At 34.4% G+C, this 19,797-nt stretch carries 21 protein-coding genes; all 21 read left to right on the top strand.

From position 1 onward, the window contains the following. A partial coding sequence (locus ICJ84_RS16910; protein WP_206688713.1) for a hypothetical protein occupies window positions 1-199 on the top strand: 199 nt, incomplete at its 5' end. A gap of 186 nt (window positions 200-385) precedes the next feature. After that, the gene (locus ICJ84_RS16405; protein ID WP_188217511.1) at window positions 386-1,225 is read left to right on the top strand and encodes an ABC transporter permease; all 840 of its coding nucleotides are present in this window, start codon (window positions 386-388) and stop codon (window positions 1,223-1,225) included. Between the two features lie 44 nt (window positions 1,226-1,269). Beyond that, entirely contained in the window at window positions 1,270-1,452 is a 183-nt protein-coding gene (locus ICJ84_RS17030) for a four helix bundle protein (RefSeq protein WP_241748780.1), read from the top strand. Window positions 1,453-1,726: 274 nt separating this feature from the next. Then, window positions 1,727-2,965, top strand: a complete 1,239-nt coding sequence (locus ICJ84_RS16415; RefSeq protein ID WP_194408580.1) for an ABC transporter ATP-binding protein — start codon at window positions 1,727-1,729, stop codon at window positions 2,963-2,965. Continuing rightward, window positions 2,958-3,629, top strand: coding sequence for a sulfotransferase (locus ICJ84_RS16420; RefSeq protein WP_188217512.1), 672 nt, complete (start codon window positions 2,958-2,960; stop codon window positions 3,627-3,629). The genes ICJ84_RS16415 and ICJ84_RS16420 overlap by 8 nt, the downstream gene beginning before the upstream one ends. Continuing rightward, on the top strand, window positions 3,626-4,696 hold the full coding sequence (locus ICJ84_RS16425) for a DegT/DnrJ/EryC1/StrS family aminotransferase (RefSeq protein ID WP_188217513.1): 1,071 nt from the start codon (window positions 3,626-3,628) through the stop codon (window positions 4,694-4,696). Before ICJ84_RS16420 ends, ICJ84_RS16425 begins: the two co-directional genes overlap by 4 nt. 3 nt (window positions 4,697-4,699) lie before the next feature. Beyond that, window positions 4,700-5,521: a sulfotransferase family protein gene (locus ICJ84_RS16430; protein WP_188217514.1), complete on the top strand. Its 822-nt coding sequence runs from the start codon at window positions 4,700-4,702 to the stop codon at window positions 5,519-5,521. Beyond that, a complete protein-coding gene (locus ICJ84_RS16435) occupies window positions 5,511-6,467 on the top strand; it encodes a glycosyltransferase family 2 protein (RefSeq protein ID WP_188217515.1) in 957 nt (318 codons plus the stop codon). The genes ICJ84_RS16430 and ICJ84_RS16435 overlap by 11 nt, the downstream gene beginning before the upstream one ends. Beyond that, complete coding sequence (locus ICJ84_RS16440) at window positions 6,461-7,372, top strand: glycosyltransferase family 2 protein (RefSeq protein ID WP_188217516.1); 912 nt, start codon at window positions 6,461-6,463, stop codon at window positions 7,370-7,372. Before ICJ84_RS16435 ends, ICJ84_RS16440 begins: the two co-directional genes overlap by 7 nt. Window positions 7,373-7,478: 106 nt before the next feature. After that, window positions 7,479-8,444: a glycosyltransferase family 2 protein gene (locus ICJ84_RS16445; protein ID WP_188217517.1), complete on the top strand. Its 966-nt coding sequence runs from the start codon at window positions 7,479-7,481 to the stop codon at window positions 8,442-8,444. 3 nt (window positions 8,445-8,447) lie between these two features. Then, complete coding sequence (locus tag ICJ84_RS16450; RefSeq protein ID WP_188217518.1) at window positions 8,448-9,509, top strand: glycosyltransferase family 4 protein; 1,062 nt, start codon at window positions 8,448-8,450, stop codon at window positions 9,507-9,509. A gap of 58 nt (window positions 9,510-9,567) precedes the next feature. Next, entirely contained in the window at window positions 9,568-10,392 is an 825-nt protein-coding gene (locus ICJ84_RS16455) for a glycosyltransferase family 2 protein (RefSeq protein WP_241748781.1), read from the top strand. Further along, complete coding sequence (locus ICJ84_RS16460) at window positions 10,393-11,298, top strand: glycosyltransferase family 2 protein (RefSeq protein WP_188217520.1); 906 nt, start codon at window positions 10,393-10,395, stop codon at window positions 11,296-11,298. 90 nt (window positions 11,299-11,388) lie between these two features. Next, entirely contained in the window at window positions 11,389-12,099 is a 711-nt protein-coding gene (locus ICJ84_RS16465) for a class I SAM-dependent methyltransferase (protein ID WP_188217521.1), read from the top strand. Next, the gene (locus ICJ84_RS16470) at window positions 12,096-13,007 is read left to right on the top strand and encodes a DUF6625 family protein (RefSeq protein WP_188217522.1); all 912 of its coding nucleotides are present in this window, start codon (window positions 12,096-12,098) and stop codon (window positions 13,005-13,007) included. The genes ICJ84_RS16465 and ICJ84_RS16470 overlap by 4 nt, the downstream gene beginning before the upstream one ends. Next, a complete protein-coding gene (locus ICJ84_RS16475; RefSeq protein WP_188217523.1) occupies window positions 13,007-14,026 on the top strand; it encodes an acyltransferase family protein in 1,020 nt (339 codons plus the stop codon). Before ICJ84_RS16470 ends, ICJ84_RS16475 begins: the two co-directional genes overlap by 1 nt. Continuing rightward, entirely contained in the window at window positions 14,026-14,829 is an 804-nt protein-coding gene (locus tag ICJ84_RS16480) for a sulfotransferase family 2 domain-containing protein (RefSeq protein ID WP_188217524.1), read from the top strand. Before ICJ84_RS16475 ends, ICJ84_RS16480 begins: the two co-directional genes overlap by 1 nt. Continuing rightward, window positions 14,826-15,968 carry a glycosyltransferase family 4 protein gene (locus tag ICJ84_RS16485; RefSeq protein WP_188217525.1) on the top strand — a complete coding sequence of 381 codons (1,143 nt, stop codon included), beginning with the start codon at window positions 14,826-14,828 and terminating at the stop codon, window positions 15,966-15,968. The genes ICJ84_RS16480 and ICJ84_RS16485 overlap by 4 nt, the downstream gene beginning before the upstream one ends. Next, on the top strand, window positions 15,968-17,092 hold the full coding sequence (locus tag ICJ84_RS16490) for a glycosyltransferase (protein ID WP_188217526.1): 1,125 nt from the start codon (window positions 15,968-15,970) through the stop codon (window positions 17,090-17,092). The genes ICJ84_RS16485 and ICJ84_RS16490 overlap by 1 nt, the downstream gene beginning before the upstream one ends. 8 nt (window positions 17,093-17,100) lie before the next feature. After that, window positions 17,101-18,117, top strand: a complete 1,017-nt coding sequence (locus ICJ84_RS16495; RefSeq protein WP_188217527.1) for a glycosyltransferase family 4 protein — start codon at window positions 17,101-17,103, stop codon at window positions 18,115-18,117. Next, window positions 18,114-19,316, top strand: a complete 1,203-nt coding sequence (locus ICJ84_RS16500) for a glycosyltransferase family 4 protein (RefSeq protein ID WP_188217528.1) — start codon at window positions 18,114-18,116, stop codon at window positions 19,314-19,316. The genes ICJ84_RS16495 and ICJ84_RS16500 overlap by 4 nt, the downstream gene beginning before the upstream one ends. Window positions 19,317-19,797 lie beyond the last annotated feature (481 nt).

Below are 19,797 nucleotides of genomic sequence, written 5' to 3' on the forward strand. Positions count from 1 at the left end.
CAGAGAAGCATGGCCTAGCGTAGCGTTTGCCATGCGCTGTAAAGCCTTAAAACTAGAGATTCAAACTCTATTTGTCATCCTGAACTCGTTTCAGGATCCAGTTACTTTTTTTAGCGATGAAAATCGACGTAGGAGATTCATGAACTCCTTTAACTTGATATATAGATTAGTGAATAAAAAAGTAAATCCATTTGTTTAAAACAGTAACAGCAAACTACGACTTAACGACTCACGACTCACGCCTCACGATCCACAACGTTTCACACTTAACACCTCACACGTTCACCATTAAACTCTGGTATTTTATCGAATTACTTCAACAATGATTTTTTTACATGGGTTGACCTGATTATATTTACTACTTGACAATGCTATTAATCTCACCATGCCCTTAGAAACCCGAGTATACCAAAAGGAACATTCCCTTAGTTTTTTTAAGTTATTAAAAAGCAGCTTACAGGATATTTATGCGTCCCGGTTTTTAGCACGGCAACTTACGGTGCGCGATATTAAGGCGCAGTACCGTCAGTCGTATTTTGGTTTTTTATGGGCCTTCGTGATGCCTTTAACCACGGCTTTTGTGTGGATTTTTTTAAACGGTACGGGTACTATAAAATTATCGGATACCGGTGTGCCTTATCCGGTGTATGCCTTTTCAGGAACCTTAATCTGGAGTATTATTACCGGGGCCATTAATGCGCCGTTAACCAGTACTAAAAGTGCCAAGGGTATTATGAGTAAGATTAATTTTCCTAAAGAAGCGCTGATTGTATCGGGTATTTATAAGGTGTTGTTTGACAGTAGTCTTAAAATTGTATTACTCCTGGTGTTTGTGTTTGTATATGGTGTAGGGTTTCACTGGTCGATGTTGTTATTCCCTTTGGCCATAATCGGGCTGATATTGTTTGGTGTAACCTTGGGGTTGTTTATTACGCCTTTAGGGATGTTGTATAACGATGTGGCAAAAATGATTAGCATGGGGTTGAAACTGGTGATGTATATTACGCCAGTGGTGTATGCGATGCCTAAAACCGGCATGATGAACACTATGATGAGCAATAATCCGTTAACGGCATTAATACTAACGACACGGGATACGGTTTTGGGTACGGCATCAGGTTTTACGATGCCATATGTCTGGGTTATGCTGGCCTGTTTGCCTTTATGTTTTTTAGGACTGGTATTTTACAGGATGTCGATACCAGTGATTGTGGAAAGAGCGTAAGATGTGAGAAGGGAGTTTACGGTGGTGAAGTGTAATATAAAACAATGAAGAGTTACAAAGATTTAGAAGTGTATACCTTAGCATTTCAGTATGCTTTAGAGGTTCATGAACTAACGTTACATCTACCTGAATTTGAACTTTATGAACAGGGTAGTCAACTTAGAAGATCATCCAAATCGGTAAAAGATAATATTGTGGAAGGCTATGGCAGACGTGCCTATAAGTAGGATTTTATTAAATTTTAGCCCTATGCTTATGCTTCATTATTAGAATGTTTGAGTCAGCTGGAAATGATAGAGCAATTATATGATATTGATGTAAAGCCTTTATTATTGAAATATGATGCATTAGGAGCAAAATTGTTTAGTTTTAAGAATTATGTAGAGAAGCATTGGCGCGTGTAAGGGAGTTCTCAGTTATGAGTTGTGCGTTAACCAACAACCGACAACCGACAACCGATAACTGACAACCGTCAACCGATTCACGAAATAAAAAAGAAAATTGAATAAAATAAACGAACATAAAGATAGGGAAAACAACGAGGTACTGGTACGTGTTGAGGGACTGAGTAAAAAGTTTTGCAAAGACCTGAAGACGGGCTTGTGGTATGGCGTGCAGGATTTGTTTTCTAATATGCGTGGTAATACCCATGAACGGTTGTTGCGACCAAAGGAGTTTTGGGCGGTGAAGGACGTGAGTTTCGAGCTGCGTCGCGGGGAGTGTTTAGGATTGATTGGTCATAATGGTGCCGGTAAAAGTACTTTGCTTAAAATATTAAACGGCTTGATAAACCCTGATGCCGGTAAGGTAACCATAAGGGGGCGTGTTGGGGCTTTAATAGAGCTGGGTGCCGGGTTTAACCCTATATTGAGCGGACGTGAAAACATTTATAATAATGGGGCTATTCTGGGGTTTAGTCGACAGGAAATTGATGCCAAATTAGAGACCATTATTGCTTTTGCCGAACTGGAGGAGTTTATCGATATGCCGGTGCAGCATTACAGTTCGGGGATGAAGGTACGTTTAGGATTTGCCGTTGCCGCACAAATGCAACCCGATGTACTCATTATTGATGAGGTATTGGCAGTAGGCGATCTGGGTTTTGTGCTTAAGTGTTTTAATACCATAGACCAGCTGTTACCCAATACCGCTATGGTGTTTGTGAGCCACAGCATGCCTATGGTATCACGCATTTGTAACCAGATTATGCTAATGGATCACGGTAATGTGGAATATCAAGGGGCGGATGTTGGTAAAGGGATTGATTTGTATTATACACGGTTTGCGAGTAATGAGACAAATGTGGTGTATGATGATGGGAGTGTGGAACTTAAATCTGTGAAACTGATAAGTAATGATTGTGTTGTAAACGATCTACCACAACTTAACTGGGGAGATGATTTAAAATTAGAGTTTAATTTTGAGTTGAAAGAACATATTATTGATGTGCCTGTGTTTAATATTATTTTGTTTGATAAAGAACAACGCCCCGTGGCGGTTTTAGAAAATAATATGAAAACCTCTGTTTTAAAGGTTAAAAACAGGACTGTTAATTTTAGAGTAAATCACAACGATTTGCAATTATCAAAGGGTATTTATTCGATTAATATTATTGTATTAAAATCGGGTGGTAAAGAACCAATGTTGCGAATGAATAATATTTTAAATTTTCAGGTTGTTCATGATAGTGATATATGGCAGCCTTTTTTATTGAAAACGGAATATAAAAATTATGTTTAAATTATTTAATAGAAAATCGCAGCCAAAAATATTTTGTATTTCGTTTCAAAGAACAGGAACGACATCGGTAGGGCAGTTTTTTAGGGAGCATGGATATCGTGTCGCTGGCTATGAAAAAGAAAGAAGTTTAAGATGGGCAGCTTTAAGGTTAGTTGGGAATTACGAAGCTATATTTAATTCTAAGGAATTTATAGAATACCAGGTTTTTGAAGATAACCCTTGGTGGGAGGGGGATTTTTACAAAGTGTTATATCATCGATTTCCTGATGCCAAGTTTATTTTGTTTACCAGAGATGCCGACAAGTGGTTTGATTCAATGGTTAGCCATTCAAACGGTAAAACTCTGGGGAATACATTTAGACATTCCAAAAATTATCATAGAGAGGAAGAATTTTATGCGAAATTTCCCGATTTAGATTATTATAAAACATTAAGAGAAATAGATAATCTTATGTTTATAGAGGAAAAGCATAGAGCACATTATAAAGCTATATATAATTTGAGAAATAGAGAGGTGTTGGAGTTTTTTAAAGCTTTCTCTCCGGATTCATTATTTATAGGCGAGCTAGAAGAAGAACAAAAGTGGGTTAAACTGGGAGCGTTTTTTGGTATTGAAGTATCTGAAGTATATAATGTTCATGCTAATAAAACATTAATTAAATGATAAACGTTACCAAAACCTTTTTGCCACCACAGGAGGCGTATCAAGCGATATTAAAACAAGCCTGGGATACGGGTTGGCTAACCAATCGAGGGGTTTTGGTACAGGAGCTGGAAACGAAGCTTAAAGGATATTTAGGTGTAGATAACCTTATTGCCATGACCAATGGCACGTTGCCTTTGCAAATAGCCATAAAGGCTTTACAGCTGCAAGGCGACATTATCACGACACCGTTTAGCTATGTGGCGACCACCAGTAGCATTGTCTGGGAAGGGTGTATGCCGGTATTTGTTGATATACATCCGGATTATTTAACCATAGATGAAAGCAAGATAGAAGCTGCTATTACACCAAAAACAACAGCCATTCTTGCAACCCATGTGTTTGGAAATCCCTGCCATGTTGAAGCTATACAGGCTATTGCCGATACATATAATTTAAAGGTGATTTATGATGCGGCCCATGGTTTCGGGGTGCGGTATAAAGGGCAGTCTGTTTTTAATTACGGCGATGTAAGTACCTGTAGTTTTCATGCTACTAAGTTGTTTCATACAGGAGAAGGAGGGGCTTTGTTTTGTAAATCGGAATTACGAGATGCGATGTATTACCATCATAATTTTGGGCATGACGGACCGGATGTATTCAGAAGTTTAGGTATTAATGCTAAAATGAGCGAATTGCAGGCCGCTATGGGGCTGGCGGTTTTACCTTATGTCGATACTATAGTAAAAGAACGCCAGGAGGCCGTGCAGTATTATCAGGCTTTAGTGGATGCTTTACCATTAAAAACCATGCAGCTGCGGGAAGACACTGTATGGAATTACAGTTATTACCCGGTGATTTTTGAAAATGAAACCCAGTTAATGCAGGTAAAAAGGGCTCTGGAACAGAAAGATATCTATCCGCGACGTTATTTTTATCCAAGTTTAAATCAGTTGCCTTATGTAAAAGGAGGTAATTGTCCAATATCAGAAACAGTGGCTTCAAGAATTATGTGTTTGCCGCTTTGGGCAGGCATCACAAAGTCTAATATTAAAACGATTTGCAATATTATAAAAACCAGTATGTAGCTTATGGATTTTTTCATTCTGGGTAACCCACGATCAGGCACAACCTTACTGCGTTTATTGTTAAATGCGCATTCGTGCATTGGTGTGCCTCCGGAATGTGGTATGATACAATGGTGGCACAGCACTTATAAAGCCTGGGGAGCTGATGAACACTTGCTGGCTCAGGATTTTTTAGGTGATATCCTGCGTTCAAAAAAAATTGAAGACTGGCATATTAATCCTGCTGATATTACTAACATATTAGAAGCCGATTATACTTATGCCGAGGTGTTTGATGCTATTTACAGACAGTATACTGGTAAGCCCATTATTGGAGATAAAAATAATTATTATATACACCATCTGCATACATTAAAACACATTTACCCCAAAGCAAAGTATATTCACCTGGTACGTGACGGGCGTGATGTGGCTTGTTCATACCTGCAGTTGCAACATTTGAATCAGGAACTTAAATATATCCCTAAGGTTTCTAATAATATTGAACGAATTGCTGGAGAATGGGATGCTAATGTTAGCAAGATTGATAATTTTTTAGAAAGTGAGAATGCTTTAGTTATAAGGTATGAAGATGTATTATCGGATACTAAAAAGACATTGCAATTGGTATGTGCCTTTTTAGGAACAGCTTTCGAACCGGATATGCTTAGCTACTACACGAATAATAATGAACCGGAATCTACGCTGCATTGGAAGACTAAAGTTCTGGAGCCTTTAGATACCCGTAATTTTAATAAATTTAAAACGGTATTATCTGAATCGGAATTAGATCTGTTTCATGCCGTTGCCGGTAATACCCTAAAAAAATATAATTATGTTACTTAGTGTCAGGTTACAAACGTATAATCATGCGGCGTATATAGAAGCAGCCCTTCAAGGGATTGAAGCTCAGGCGACCGATTTTGATTTTGAGGTAGTTATAGGTGACGATTTTTCGACTGATGATACATTAGAAATTATAAAACAATTTATTTCGCTGGCTAAAAATTCTAAAATTACCTGGCGGGTTTTAGAGCGTCAGGTAGGTGATACTTACTGGACCAAGCGTCAGGAACTGGGACGATTATATAATTTTACGAACATACTGGAGCATTGTACAGGTACTTATGTGGCTTTGTTAGATGGCGACGATTACTGGACAGACCCTTTAAAACTGCAAAAGCAGGTTGACTTTTTAGAGTATAATAATGAGTTTTCAGGAGTAAGCAGCAACTGTAATGTAGTCTATCATGATTTTTATAAAAAGCCGCATTTGTTTGGAAAGTGTGAGTCTAAAGTGTATAAATTTAATGATTTAATAAGTGCTCGTCATTTTCATACTGCTACATTTGTTTTTAAAAGGTTGTGTGTCGAAAATGGAATTCCGACAAATATTTTGTCAGGAGATCGTTTTATATTTATGAAAGTAGCCTGTTTTGGTAAAATTAAATTACTTGAAGATGTTACTTCTGTTTATAGGAAAAATGAAGGAGGTATATCTTCCAAAGTTACATCTCGTGATATGAGAAAGGATTATAATATGATAGGACACATTAAACAATTAAGAAATGATAATATTAACAATAAAAAATTGTTAAAGTTTATTAGTTATACTGTTTTAAGTTATTCCCATACCATATATATAGAAGATTATCTTAAAGCCTTGCTTTTTTATGCATATGCTTCAATTAAGGAGAAAAGGGGTTTTAAGATAAAGTTAAGAAGTCTAATTAAGACTTATGAATTGTCAAAGTCAAACTTTTATAAGGTGCAATTTTTTTTAAGATGCTAGAAAAAAAAGTCTTTTTAATCATAGTAGCTCACAACGGTATGACGTGGATAGACCGATGCTTAAAAAGCTGTGGAAATTATCCTGTAATAGTTGTGGATAATGCTTCGACAGATGAAACGGTGCTTTTTATAGAGAAACAGTTTCCAGAGGTAATTCTTTTAAAACAATCGCATAATCTGGGTTTTGGAGCTGCTAACAATATAGGTATGAAGTATGCTCTAGAACAAGGAGCCGATTATGTGTTTTTATTAAATCAGGACGCCTATTTAGAAGAAGATACCTTAGTTAAATTAGTAGAAGCCCATAAAAGGCAACCAGATTATGGGGTGTTAAGTCCTATGCATTTAAATGGAACAGGGGATAAGCTAGATTATAATTTTTCTTTGTATATAACTCCTAATAGATGTAAGGGATTCTATTCTGATTTTTGTTTGAGAACCGTAAAAAACACTGTTTATGAAACCGGTTTTGTTAATGCCGCAGCATGGTTGCTAAGTCGGGAGTGCATTGAAAAAGTAGGAGGCTTTAACCCTTCCTTTTACCATTATGGCGAGGATGATAATTATGCGCAGCGCATCAAATATCATGGATTAAAGATAGGTGTGTTAGCTAATACTTTTATCAGACACGATCGAGGGAATAAACAAGGAAATGTTTATTTTCAAAATAAACAATTGGTATATGAAAGGCAGTTAGTTATGAAATATTCTAATCCGTTTCATGAATTTACTTTTAGTAAAGAGTATAAAAAGCAGCTATTTAGTGCGTTTAAAGGTTTGTTGTCTTTTAATATTAATACTGTTAAAAAGGCAATTGAAATGTTGAAAATATTAAATGATTTAAATAAAACTAGTATCATCGCCAATAGAGCCATAAGTAAAAAATCGCAATTATCGTTTTTGTAAACCAAGAAAGGTATAAATTACAGATGTATAATCCCATTTATTTAAAAAATCTCACGCTTAAACTTTACTAACTGTTTATTATATTAGCAAAAGTATAAAATAAATCATGTCTGTAAGTCCTTTAGTTTCTATAATCATTCCAACCTTCAATCGTGCACACATGATAGGTGAAACACTTGAGAGTGTTATAGCGCAAACTTATACTAATTGGGAGTGTCTTGTTATAGATGATGGGAGTAGTGACGAAACGGACATCGTGATGGCAGATTATACGAAAAATGACACGCGCTTTTTTTATTTTCAAAGACCATCAGAGACTATAAAAGGGGCTAGTGCCTGTAGAAATTACGGTTTAAGTAAATCTACTGGAGATTATATTATTTTTTTGGATTCTGATGATTTATTATTGAAGTACTGTTTAAGTTCTAGAGTAGCCAAGCAGAAAAGGGATATTGGTTTGGATTTTTATGTTTTTCCTATGTACATTAAAAGAGGGAATTCAAAAGAGCAGATATTAAAAATTCCTGATAGTAAATCTTACTTGATAGATTTCTTATCATGTAATGTACGTTGGCAAACCATGTGTACTATGTGGAAGACCACATTTATTAAAGAACTTGAAGGCTTTAATGCTGCTTATCCCAGATTAAACGACCCAGAGATACATATAAGGGCTATGCTAATGTCTGGTAATCGTTTTAAAGTATATGTAAATGCCTTACCTGATAGTGTTTACAGGGAGGCTAGAATAAATGATAAACACAAATTTGCTGTTAATTATGCAAAATCGTTATTATTTTTTATACCAGATATAACGAAGAGTTTGAAGCGATTTAATTTACTTAATTATCGGTTTTATTTAAAGGGTTACCTTAGACACTATTTTTTAAATTTTTACAATTTTAATTCAAAGAAAAATAATAGTATAGTTGCAGGAATATTTTATAAAAACAGAATTATTTCAATTTTTAGCTATTGCAAGCTTTTATCCTATTATTATTTGTTTTTGATATTTAATAAAATTTTAAAAAGGGTGAAACAAACATTAGAAGGATCTTTAAATCAATTATAGTATATGTCAAAACGGTTTAAATTAATATTTTTTTTCATTCCTTATCACCATATTGGGGGTGCTGAACGGGTGCATTTAAATATTATCAAAACGTTGCATAATAAACCTATTGTTTTTTTTAACAGTGCAAAGAAAGAATCGATAAGTTCAGAGTTTAGAAATCATGCTTATTGCTTTAAGGTATCCAGCAGAAGACAAAAAAAAATGGCTGTAAATTTTGTCCGAATTTCATCTGTTTTTTTTGAGCTTATTGTTTTCGGGAGTAATAGTAATTTATTCTACAAGTTGGTGTCAAAATTAAAATTAAAATTAAAAGTCAAGATTATTGATTTAACCCACGCCTTTTCTTTCCCTGAATTAGGTATGGAACAAACTTCATTGCCTTTTGTTGATTTAATTGATAGGAGAATTGTGATTAATACGAAAACAAAGGAGGATTATAAAAAATTATATTTAAAACATAATATAAGTTTAGAATTATTAGATCGTTTTATTATTATACCAAATGGTATAATAATAGGAGGGTTTGACGAGAAAGAAATAGATGTTCGTTTTAAAAATTTTACCATAGGATTTGTTGGTAGAAATTCGAAAGAAAAACGACCAGAAATATTTTTTGACATACTAAAGGAAACGGGATGTAAAGGTAAAGTTATAGGTGATCATTTTGATAATTTCAAAACATCTTTTTCGGATATAGAGTATTTTGAGAATTGTAATAACCCAAAACAAGTTAGGGAGCATTTTTCTAGAATATCGCTCTTAATTGTTTCTTCTTCTAGAGAAGGGTTTCCATTGGTGATTATGGAAGCTATGGAATTAGGTATACCAGTAATCGCTACAGATGTAGGGAGCATTTCAGATCACGTAAAAAACAATTTTAATGGATTTATAGGGCCGATTAAAACTGAACTTTTTATAATTTTTTCTAAGCACTGTATAAATAATTTAATTGGAGATTATAAACTTTACAAAAGTTTGGCGGTGAATGCAAGAAATTATGCAGAAGCCAATTTTGATATAGAAAAATTTAATAGTAATTATAGAGAATTGTTTTATGAATAATTCTTTAGTTTCCATTATCGTTCCTTGTTATAATCAAGCTATATATTTAGACGATTGCTTGCAATCTGTATTGGATCAAACTTATAGTAACTGGGAGTGTATTATAATTAATGATGGAAGTATAGATGAAACAGGAGAAGTTGCCAAAACTTGGGTAGATAGTGATTCTAGGTTTAAGTATGTGTATCAGGATAACCAAGGGTTGAGTGCTACTAGAAATGTAGGATTGAGCATGGCTATTGGTGACTATATTCAGTTTTTAGATGCTGATGATATTTTGGATTCTAATAAGCTAATTTTATCTTTAGAGGAATGTCGGAAATTTTCAGGGTCAGAGCAGTGGCATATTGTTATTTGTAATTTTATGATGTTTAAGGAAGATATAGCGAATGTGTCAGTCCCATATTGTGCGTTGGAACAAAGTTGTTTTAGTTTTGATCGTCTATTGTATGGATGGGAATTTGAATTTACTATTCCCATACATTGTGGATTATTTTCATCGGGTTTATTTAAAGATTTCAGGTTTCCAGAAATTTTAAAAGCTAAAGAAGACTGGGTAATGTGGTTAATGTTGTATAAAAAAGATGTACTAACTCAATTTATTGACAAGCCTTTGGTGTTTTATCGTTTGCATAATAATAGCATGACACAACAGATTGAATTTATGGAAGAAAATTATATTAAGACCCTTGCTTATCTGAAAAATATAGTGAATTCTGACGATTATGTTGACTATTTGATTTTTGTGTTAAAGCAGAAACAAAAACGTTTGAATCATTTAAAAACGCGTATTGATAATTATAGAAAATCGAGAGGATACAAAATATTAAGAAGTATCAGGGAACAGAGTTTAACCAGATATGTTATTAAACTGTTGAAGTAAATGCTGGCTATAATAATTCCCTTTTTTAAACTGGCTTATTTTAAGGCAACCTTAGACTCACTTGCTAAACAAACCAATAAGTGTTTTAAAGTTTATATAGGGGATGATGCAAGTCCGGAAGTCTGTACTGATTTGTTAAAACAGTATGCAGGTCAGTTTGATTTTGTATATCATAGATTTAAGGATAATTTAGGGAGTAAAAGTTTAACGCAGCAATGGGTTCGTTGTATTGAATTATCAGAAAAAGAGGAATGGCTGATGATTTTAGGTGATGATGATTGTTTGTCTCCCAATTGTGTAGAAGTTTTTTACGAACATTTGGAAATTATAGAACGTACTACTAATTTGGTGCGTTTTGCTAAAAAAATAATTGATGAGGATACCCATCTTGAACAGTCAGTACAATATAATCCTGAATTAGAGCTTGCGGCAACTGCATTTTATAGACGTATTACAGGACAAACGACTATAACCTTATCGGAATATATTTTTAGAAGAAGGGTTTATCTTAAGTACGGGTTTTATGACTACCCCTTAGCCTGGCATAGCGATAATCGTGCATGGTTAGAGTTTGCGGAAGACAAACCTATATATTCCATAAATGAGGCGGTTGTTGGTGTTGGTTGTTCGGCTTTAAGCATAACGGGAAGCTCAGCATACAAAGAACAAAAAAGAAAAGCCAGTAGGTTGTTTTATAACTATCTTGTCACAGAAAAGCTAAGTATTTTTGATAAAAAACAAGCTATTCGCGTATTGCATAAGTACGAAAATGCTATAGGTTTATTGCGAGAACTAACTTTTAAAGATCGAATTTTTTTAATGCCATATTATTGGAAAAATTATGAATCTACTTCATTTAAGAGTAATTTAAAAAAGATTTTAAAAACGTTATTTAGAAGTTATTGATTAAATATTATTTATATTACCTTATTCCGGGCAATGGCCTATTCAAATGGTTATATTAAACTCAAATAACTATTGTAATAATTCAAAATAATGGGGTCGATACAATATATACATACAGCGGATACTCACAATGAAAAAGCTGCTTTAGAAATTTTGCCTTACATATTAGAAATTTTAAAAATAAGATCAGTTTTAGACATAGGATGTGGAAATGGTAGTTGGTTAAGTGCGGCCAAGCAAGTTGGAGTTAATGAAATACAAGGTGTGGATGGAATAAAATTAGCATCAGAACAGCTACTAATAAACGATGATAATTTAATAACTCATGACTTGAAGTTGCCATTATCTTTAAATAGAAATTTTGATTTAGCTTTATGTCTTGAAGTCGCAGAGCATTTGCCAGAAACGGCTGCAGATGAAATTGTTAAAACATTAGTTAATCATAGCAATTGTGTTTTGTTTTCTGCGGCAATACCCGGTCAAGGAGGTCAGTTTCACTTAAATGAGCAGTGGCCAGAATATTGGCATGAAAAGTTTAAAAAACATGGTTTTGTGGCATATGATATATTACGGGCAAAAATATGGAATAACGAGAATGTGTTTTGGTGGTACAAGCAAAATATTATTTTGTTTGCTAAACAGGGCGTCCTTCCAAATGACATTAAATGCGCTGGTGAAGTTTCCGGGGTAGTCCACCCGGAACTTTACAGAAAAAAAATGACTAAACCGAAGTATATTAAGTCTAATACAATTTTGTTAAAATTAATTTATGATTGTTTTAAAAGACTTTTAAAAAAATGAAAATAGCATTTATTGTGCCATATTTCGGTAAAATACCTGTTTGGTTTTCTACTTTTTTGATTTCATGTGAGAGAAATCCATCTATTGATTGGTTAGTATTTACCAATTGTGATTTTCCTGAAAAGAAACCTAATAATGTGTTGTTTTTTAAGAGTAGTTTACAAGAATTACAATTATTTGCATCAATAAAAATGAATTTTGAGGTAGCTTTAAATAATACAAGGAAGTTGTGTGACTTAAAACCAGCTTATGGAGATGTATTTGATAACTATTTGGTGACTTATGATTTTTGGGGTTTTTGTGATGTCGACATCGTTTGGGGTGATATTCGAAAGTTTATTACAGATGATATGCTTGAAGATTATGATATTATAACGACTTTAAAAGGAATGATTTCGGGGCATTTTTCATTGTTAAAAAACACAAAATCTCTAGTGAACTTGTATAGGAAGGAAGGTTTATATGAAGTGATTTTTAAAGATTCAGAACATAGAAGGTTTGATGAAGTTGGATTCTCTAAAATTGTTAAAAATGATAGATTGAAAGTGTATTGGAAAGATGAAATTATTGAAAATGGAATAGAATCTGAGGCTCATCAGGAATATTATTTGGACCGTTGGTTATGGGATGATGGAAAAATTGTGAATACCAAAACCAAAAAGGAATTTATGTACTTACATTTTATTAACTGGAAGCGCACCATGAGCTACAACGAGGTAAAATATTCAGAACCATTGCCAAATCAGTTTTTTATATCCTATAACGGGATGCATTTTGAAAGACATTCAATGTTTGCGCATGTACTGAATACAATAAAAAATGTGTTTAATGGGTATTATGTTAGGATGGAAAGAAAGTTATATGTCAGAAAGTTTAATAAATTCATTGTAAAATTTAAAAGAAATTGATGTTTGGAACTCTAAGAACTTTTTTGGCGATAAATGTTATTTTATTACATGTTTTTAGTATCCCTACCCTTGGGAATTTTTCAGTTTCATTTTTCTTTATATTATCAGGGTTTCTTATGACTCTCATAATGCATGATAGTTATTCTTATAAAATAAGAGGGGTTACTCGTTTTTGGAAAAATAGATTATTGAGATTATTTCCTGTTTATCTGATTATTATAGTTTTAACTATTTTTGTATTAAAATTAGGTTTGAATACATCAAGACCTCCCCATATGTATATGCCTAATACTTTAAGTGAATGGTTGGCAAATATATCAATGATCTATCCTAATATTGTCCCACATAGGTTTGAGCCAAGATTATCGCCACCATCCTGGGCGTTGACCAATGAAATGCTATTTTATTTACTAATTTCAATAGGAATTTCTAAAACCCAGTTAAGGACATTGTTTTGGTTTATAATTAGTGTAATATATTTTGCTGTAACATATTTGTATTACGATATTCCTACCTTTAGGTATAGTGCTGTATTCGCATCCTCTTTACCATTTTCTATTGGAGCTTTATTGTTCTGGTTAATAAAAAAATTCCCTTTAAAAGAAGTAAAGCTATTACATGTTGGCTTTTTATATGTTTTATTTATTTTAAATGCTGTTTACTGTAATTTGGTTAATGACTTTTTATCTGATTTGAGTATTTATGTTAATATGTTTATATCAACATTAATTATTTATCTTTTGTATTTCCTAAATTTAGGAAGTAGCATAAGAAAAATTGATAAAAAGATAGGGTTGTATAGTTATCCTTTTTATTTGTCCCATTATTTGGTTTTAATTATGTATTCAGTTTTAATTGGGTATGGTGTAATTGATAATACGTTTAAAATAGAGGTAAAGGCAATGCCTTTTTATTTTATACTTTTAATAGGGGTAAATTATTTATTGGTACATTTTTTAGAAATGAGAGTTGATAGATTTAAATTACAATTGAAAAATAAACAATTTAAAGCATATTAGTGATAGTGTTTATTCATATACCTAAAACGGCAGGAACCACCTTTTACAATCTTGTTAAAAAAAATCATAGTCATTTTTTAAAACCTAAGTTAGAGAATGATGTGTTTAAATATCTAAATAATAATCTCACGAATAAGAATTTAGGTATAAGGTTACCAGGAGGATATATTACAGCACCTGAAACTTTAAATATTTTAGAAGGAATGCTTTTAGATAATATTGACTTTATTGGAGGTCATATAGGTTATGGGTTTCATGAATTAGTAAACAAACAACAGATTGATTATTTAACTTTTATCAGAGATCCAAAATCCCGATTACTATCTGATTTTAAGGAACACCATAAACCGGGACGTTTTTTTTATGAGGATCTAAAGTCGAATGGTTTTAAGTTTAATGACTACCTGAAATTATTGAAAAATAGAGGTTTAGATAATATTATGACACGTCAGCTTGCTGGACCCCAAGATTTCTTTTTAAAAGAAAATTATAAAGTTTCAGAGAATACTTTAAGGTTAGCCATTAAAAATAGCAAAAGTGTTTTAATTTTTGATATTAATAGATTTGATGAAGCTATTTTCTACTTGAGTAAAAGATACAAATGGAAATATACTAAGTATAAAAAACAAAATGTATCTGTAGGTCTAGGTTATAATTTAGAATATGATGAACAGTTGTTTTTTGAAGTCATCAAATATGATTTAGAATTATATAGAGAAATGAAAAAAAACGTTTTAAATGATTCAGGATTAAATTTGTTTCAAAGATTACAAATGAAATTTAATAATTTTTTTGTAGGATGACCATTTCCTTATTACATCCTTTTACACCTCAGGCAGTCGGTGTTATAGAGCAAAATGTAGCAAGATATCATAGCCAGCCCCATGTAAAGGCCTTGCAACAATTAATGCATGAGCATAGCGATGTAAGGGTTACTGTAGATTATTTTACACCTAAGTTTAGAGTCTACAATTATAGTCATGGGAATATAGAATATCGGTTTTTTCCAGTGGATTTTTCATGGCATGGCGACCATAAAAAGTGGCGTAAACAATATTCTAAATCATGTTTAAAAGTTTATAAAAACAATCTTCCAGATGTCACCATTATAAATATGTCGGCGCATTCCAGTCGGTTTTCACATCAATTGGCAAAAACCATTGTAAAACATGGCAAAAATTATATTGCTATGTTAGGGGGGCAGCATTACACTGATACACCGGAAAACAGAACATATTATAAACAGGCACATCATATTCTGGTACATACCCAATTACAAAAGGAGACCATGGAGCTCATGCCGATGTTTCAGGGCTGTGATATCCGTGTATTTTCTTTGGGGGTTGAAGCAAATTTATTTAAGCCTGCTGTTAAAAAGGAGGAAGGGGGAACTATAAAATTATTACAAGTTTGTAGGTTTAGCAGATTGAAACAAATCGAACTTTCAATTGAGGCTGTAAGCTTTTTGAAACTTCAGGGCATCGATGTATCCCTGGAAATTATTGGTTTTAAAAGTGATTTAATATATTTAAAAGAGTTAAAAGTCTTAGTGAAAAAACTGAGCTTAGAGTCTCAGGTAAAATTCATGGATGCGGTTGCACAAAATGATCTCATTGAAGTATATCAAAACGCAGATATATTATTGATGCCGAGTAATCATGAATCCTTTGGAATGGTGATGGTTGAGGCGATGGCTTGTGGTTTGCCTGTGGTCGCTTTGAAAAACTCAGGAGGCCCTGAAGAATTAATAGCTCATGGAATTAGTGGTTTGTTATGCGAAGAAAGTACTTTTTCTAGAGATATTTTGAATCTGATAACCAGTAAAACCTTATTAAAAAGCATGTCCGTTAACTCTAGAAATCGTGCTGCTGAAAAGTATAGCTTGGCCAAAACATATGAGATTTTGTTGAAGTCAGTGAGAGATGCCTTAAAATTGAGTTAATGCTAGATATAACTGTTATTATCGATACGCCACAGGAATTGAACCATGCGTCGTATATGCATTCCGGTTTGTATGTACTGGAGCGTATGGGTATTTTGGATGTAAAGGTTAATTTATGTGTAGCTCAACGAATAGGTCGTATTTCTATTACAGATACGGGTAAGGTTTTTGAAACGAATCATCCATTTCCTAAAGTGTCTTATTATACGATAAAAAATAATAAAACAGGAAGAGTTATTCGATTTGCTGCAGATTTGTACGATCATGCCGAGTGCTTTTCAGATTATGCTTTAAAGCATTGTAATTATTATTTTAAAAGGTCTTATAACTCGCGATTTATTGAAAAGTTACCAGTACCTTTTCAAGGTAAAATACATTGTTTAGGTTTAGCTTTCGGTGTGAAATCCAATAATTATAAATATGGTAATGTATGGTTTTGGGGAGTGTTATTAAGTCAGGTTAATCTGCGATTAAAACCAGATCGATTGTTTTTTAAGCGGCTAACAAGGGCTTATAAATGGTCGGTAAAGCATTGGCGATTTATAAAAACTACCAGGCCGATAGGGTTATTTGAAGATTTTAAGCAGGCTTCACAGGTTACTGTTTTTTTTCAAACCCGATGTTTTGAAGAAAAGAATGATGATGTTGTAGCAATACATAAACAACGGTATCATATTATAAAACTACTCCAAAAGCAGTTTCCAAAGCAGTTTCAGGGCGGTTTTGTATCTGGAAAAGTCTCGGAAAATAAATATGCAGATGCTTTAACCAATGTGCCGAGTGAACCTGTTTTATATCTTAAGGCTTTAAAAGAAGCCAAAATAGTTATCTATACCCGTGGGCTGGCGAACTCACCTGCCTGGAAAATGGCGGAATATTTATCGCAAGGCAAGGTAATTATCGCAGAGCCTTTGAGAACCGAATTACCGTACCCTTTAATACATGGCACACATGTGTTATATTTTAACTCGGATGAAGAACTGATATCGCATATAAATACCGTTTTAAAGGATGATGTCTTGTGTAAGAGGCTATCAGCAAATGCCAGGCAATATTTTGAAGATTATGTACATCCTGCTGTAAATATAAAACGTATTTTAGATGTTATGATTTTAAATGCTTAAACGTCTTCTTGAAAACTATTGTAGTACATCATCGGTCACCACATCATGCCAGACATTCGGGGTATGGTCGTTTAATAGATTATTTAGAGAATGCGTATGAGGTTAGAGGATCTTCATGGCTGCCTTACCGTTTGGCAAAATTAATTGGAACTTGGAGTCATCAGCAAGCCGGCTTATACAATTCCAGTAGTGTGTTTAAGGAGCTGGAGTTATATAAAAATTTAAGACAGGGCACGGAGTCTACTGTAGTCCATTATTTGAATGCCGAGCGGGATATCAGACATTTGGTGAAGCATCATAAAAACAAACAGGTAAAGTTTGTAGGGACTTTTCATAAGCCACCACATATTTTAAAGCAAACCATAACGGATACACGATATTTAAAGCATTTAAATGGAGCTATTTGTGTAGGAGATAATCAGGTGGATTTTATAAAAAACTGGTTGGGCCTGGAGCACGTGATGTACATTCCTCACGGGGTAGATACGCAGTTTTTTTTACCAGATATTACTAAGAGGACGGAAGAACCGCATTTGCTTTTTGTAGGGCAGCATTTAAGAGATTTTGAAAGGTTTAATGCCTGTGTTCCTGAGATTATAGCACACTTACCACAAACTAAGGTGACTGTTATTCTTAAAAAGGAGTTCGCCGAAAAGGTGTTACCACATGAAAATATAAGAATTTGTCATGGCTTGCATGATGAGGCTTTGAGAACTGAATATCAAAAAGCACACATCTTGTTATTGCCACTTTTAGAGGCCACAGCCTGCAATTCAATACTGGAAGCTATGGCTTGCGGTTTGCCGGTTATTACATCGCGAGTAGGTGGCCTGGAGAGCTATCTTGAGGGTACAGGAAATGTCCTTTGTGATAATAAACAGGAATTTATTAATTGTACGATAGCATTACTGAGTGATAAAGATCAACAGCATAAAATAGCTGAAGCTTCCAGATTAAAGGCTTTAACTTACGACTGGCGTGTTGTTGTAGAGCAAGTTAAACAATTTTATAACACCATTTTATGAGACTTAACAAGAAGGCTGTATTCAATATCGTCATCTTCGACGGCTCGTTTGAAACCACAGCCTTTATCAGGCGTTTGATGCAGGGTTTGGTAAAGCAGGGGCATCAGATGACGGTTTTAGGGTTTAATACGAATAATCCTGATCCGGTTGAAGGGGTGTGTTATCGGTCTTTAGGTAGTAATCAGTCGAAACGGGCTTTAATAACCACCAGTTTAGGTCTGGTATTTAAACCATTTGGGTTAGCTCGAATATTTAAAACCATATGGCTTATTATACAGGGGAACCGTAAAGCCTTGCAGGAACAAAATTTAAGATTAAGTTTGAAAACAATACAGCCGGATGTGGTGCATGTACAGTGGCCATCCTTACTGCCCTGGTTGGAGTCCTATTTTGAAAACGACAATTTTAAAATCGTGTTGAGTCAGCGAGGGTTTCATGTGAATGTTAGGCCTTTTGTAAACACTAATAATTTTAATTATTTACAGAATGTATATCCTAAACTTGATGGATTGCATTCGGTATCGAAGGACATTTCCAATACAGGACAAATGATTGGAATACCTCATACTGGGATAGACCAGGTAGTATACACCGGAATCCATCTGGATAGTTTTGCATTTAAAGCGAAGCCTGATAGAAGCGACGTGTTACAACTGTTGTCGGTTGGACGTCCACACTGGAAAAAAGATTATGGTATAGGTGTTAAAGCCTGTGCTCTGCTAAAGACGGAAGGTATTAGGTTTCATTACACGATTATAGGAGGTTCGGGAGATGAGGAACTATTGTATTTAATTCATGAAATGGGGCTGGAAACAGAAGTAAGTTTATTATCGCATCTGGAACAGGATCAGGTGTTTCAATATATGCAGGACGCCGATATATTACTGTCTACAAGTATTGAGGAAGGACTGGCCAATGTCGTTGTCGAAGCGATGGCACTAGGTACACCGGTCATTAGTACCGATTGTGGCGGGATGCCGGAGCTGATAACCCATAAGGAACAGGGCTGGCTGGTACCCGTGGGAAATCCTCAGGTCTTAAAGCAGGCTATTATGGAGGTTCAGACCTTGACTTCAGAGCACCTTTTAGCCATAACTCAGGCAGCGCGCCTAAAAGTAGAACAGCAGCATAGTGAACAGGTGATGGTATCGGGGATGGAAAACTTATATGAAGCTGTTTTAAAATACGAATGCACTTAGTAGGTTTTTTGAATCATGCTGTGTTTTGTGAGTTTGAGGTGATACAGTTAGGTAAGGGAGATGGGGCTACGATCCTTTCATAGGCTTAGGACAGGAAGAGCTCAGGTCTTCGACAGGCTCAGACTGACCATGTTTTTTTATAGAAAGTATGTATTTTGTCACACTGAGTGGAGCCTGTCCTGAGCAAAGACGAAGGAACGAAGGGTCACGCCCCACTGTCATTCCGCAGGTGATACGGAATCCATTTGTTTAAAACTTACAGGGTACATCAAACAAGATGTCGACCTAGGATTCATTTCGTAGCAAGATCAGTTTTAAGGCACAGTAAGGGCAGAGAAGCATGGCCTGGCGTAGCGTTTGCCATGCGCTGTAAAGCCTTAAAACTAGAGATTCAAACTCTATTTGTCATCCTGAACTCGTTTCAGGATCCAGTTACTTTTTTTAGCGATGAAAATCGACGTAGGAGATTCATGAACACCTT

Source organism: Aestuariibaculum suncheonense (assembly GCF_014596935.1).
Lineage (GTDB): Bacteria > Bacteroidota > Bacteroidia > Flavobacteriales > Flavobacteriaceae > Aestuariibaculum > Aestuariibaculum suncheonense.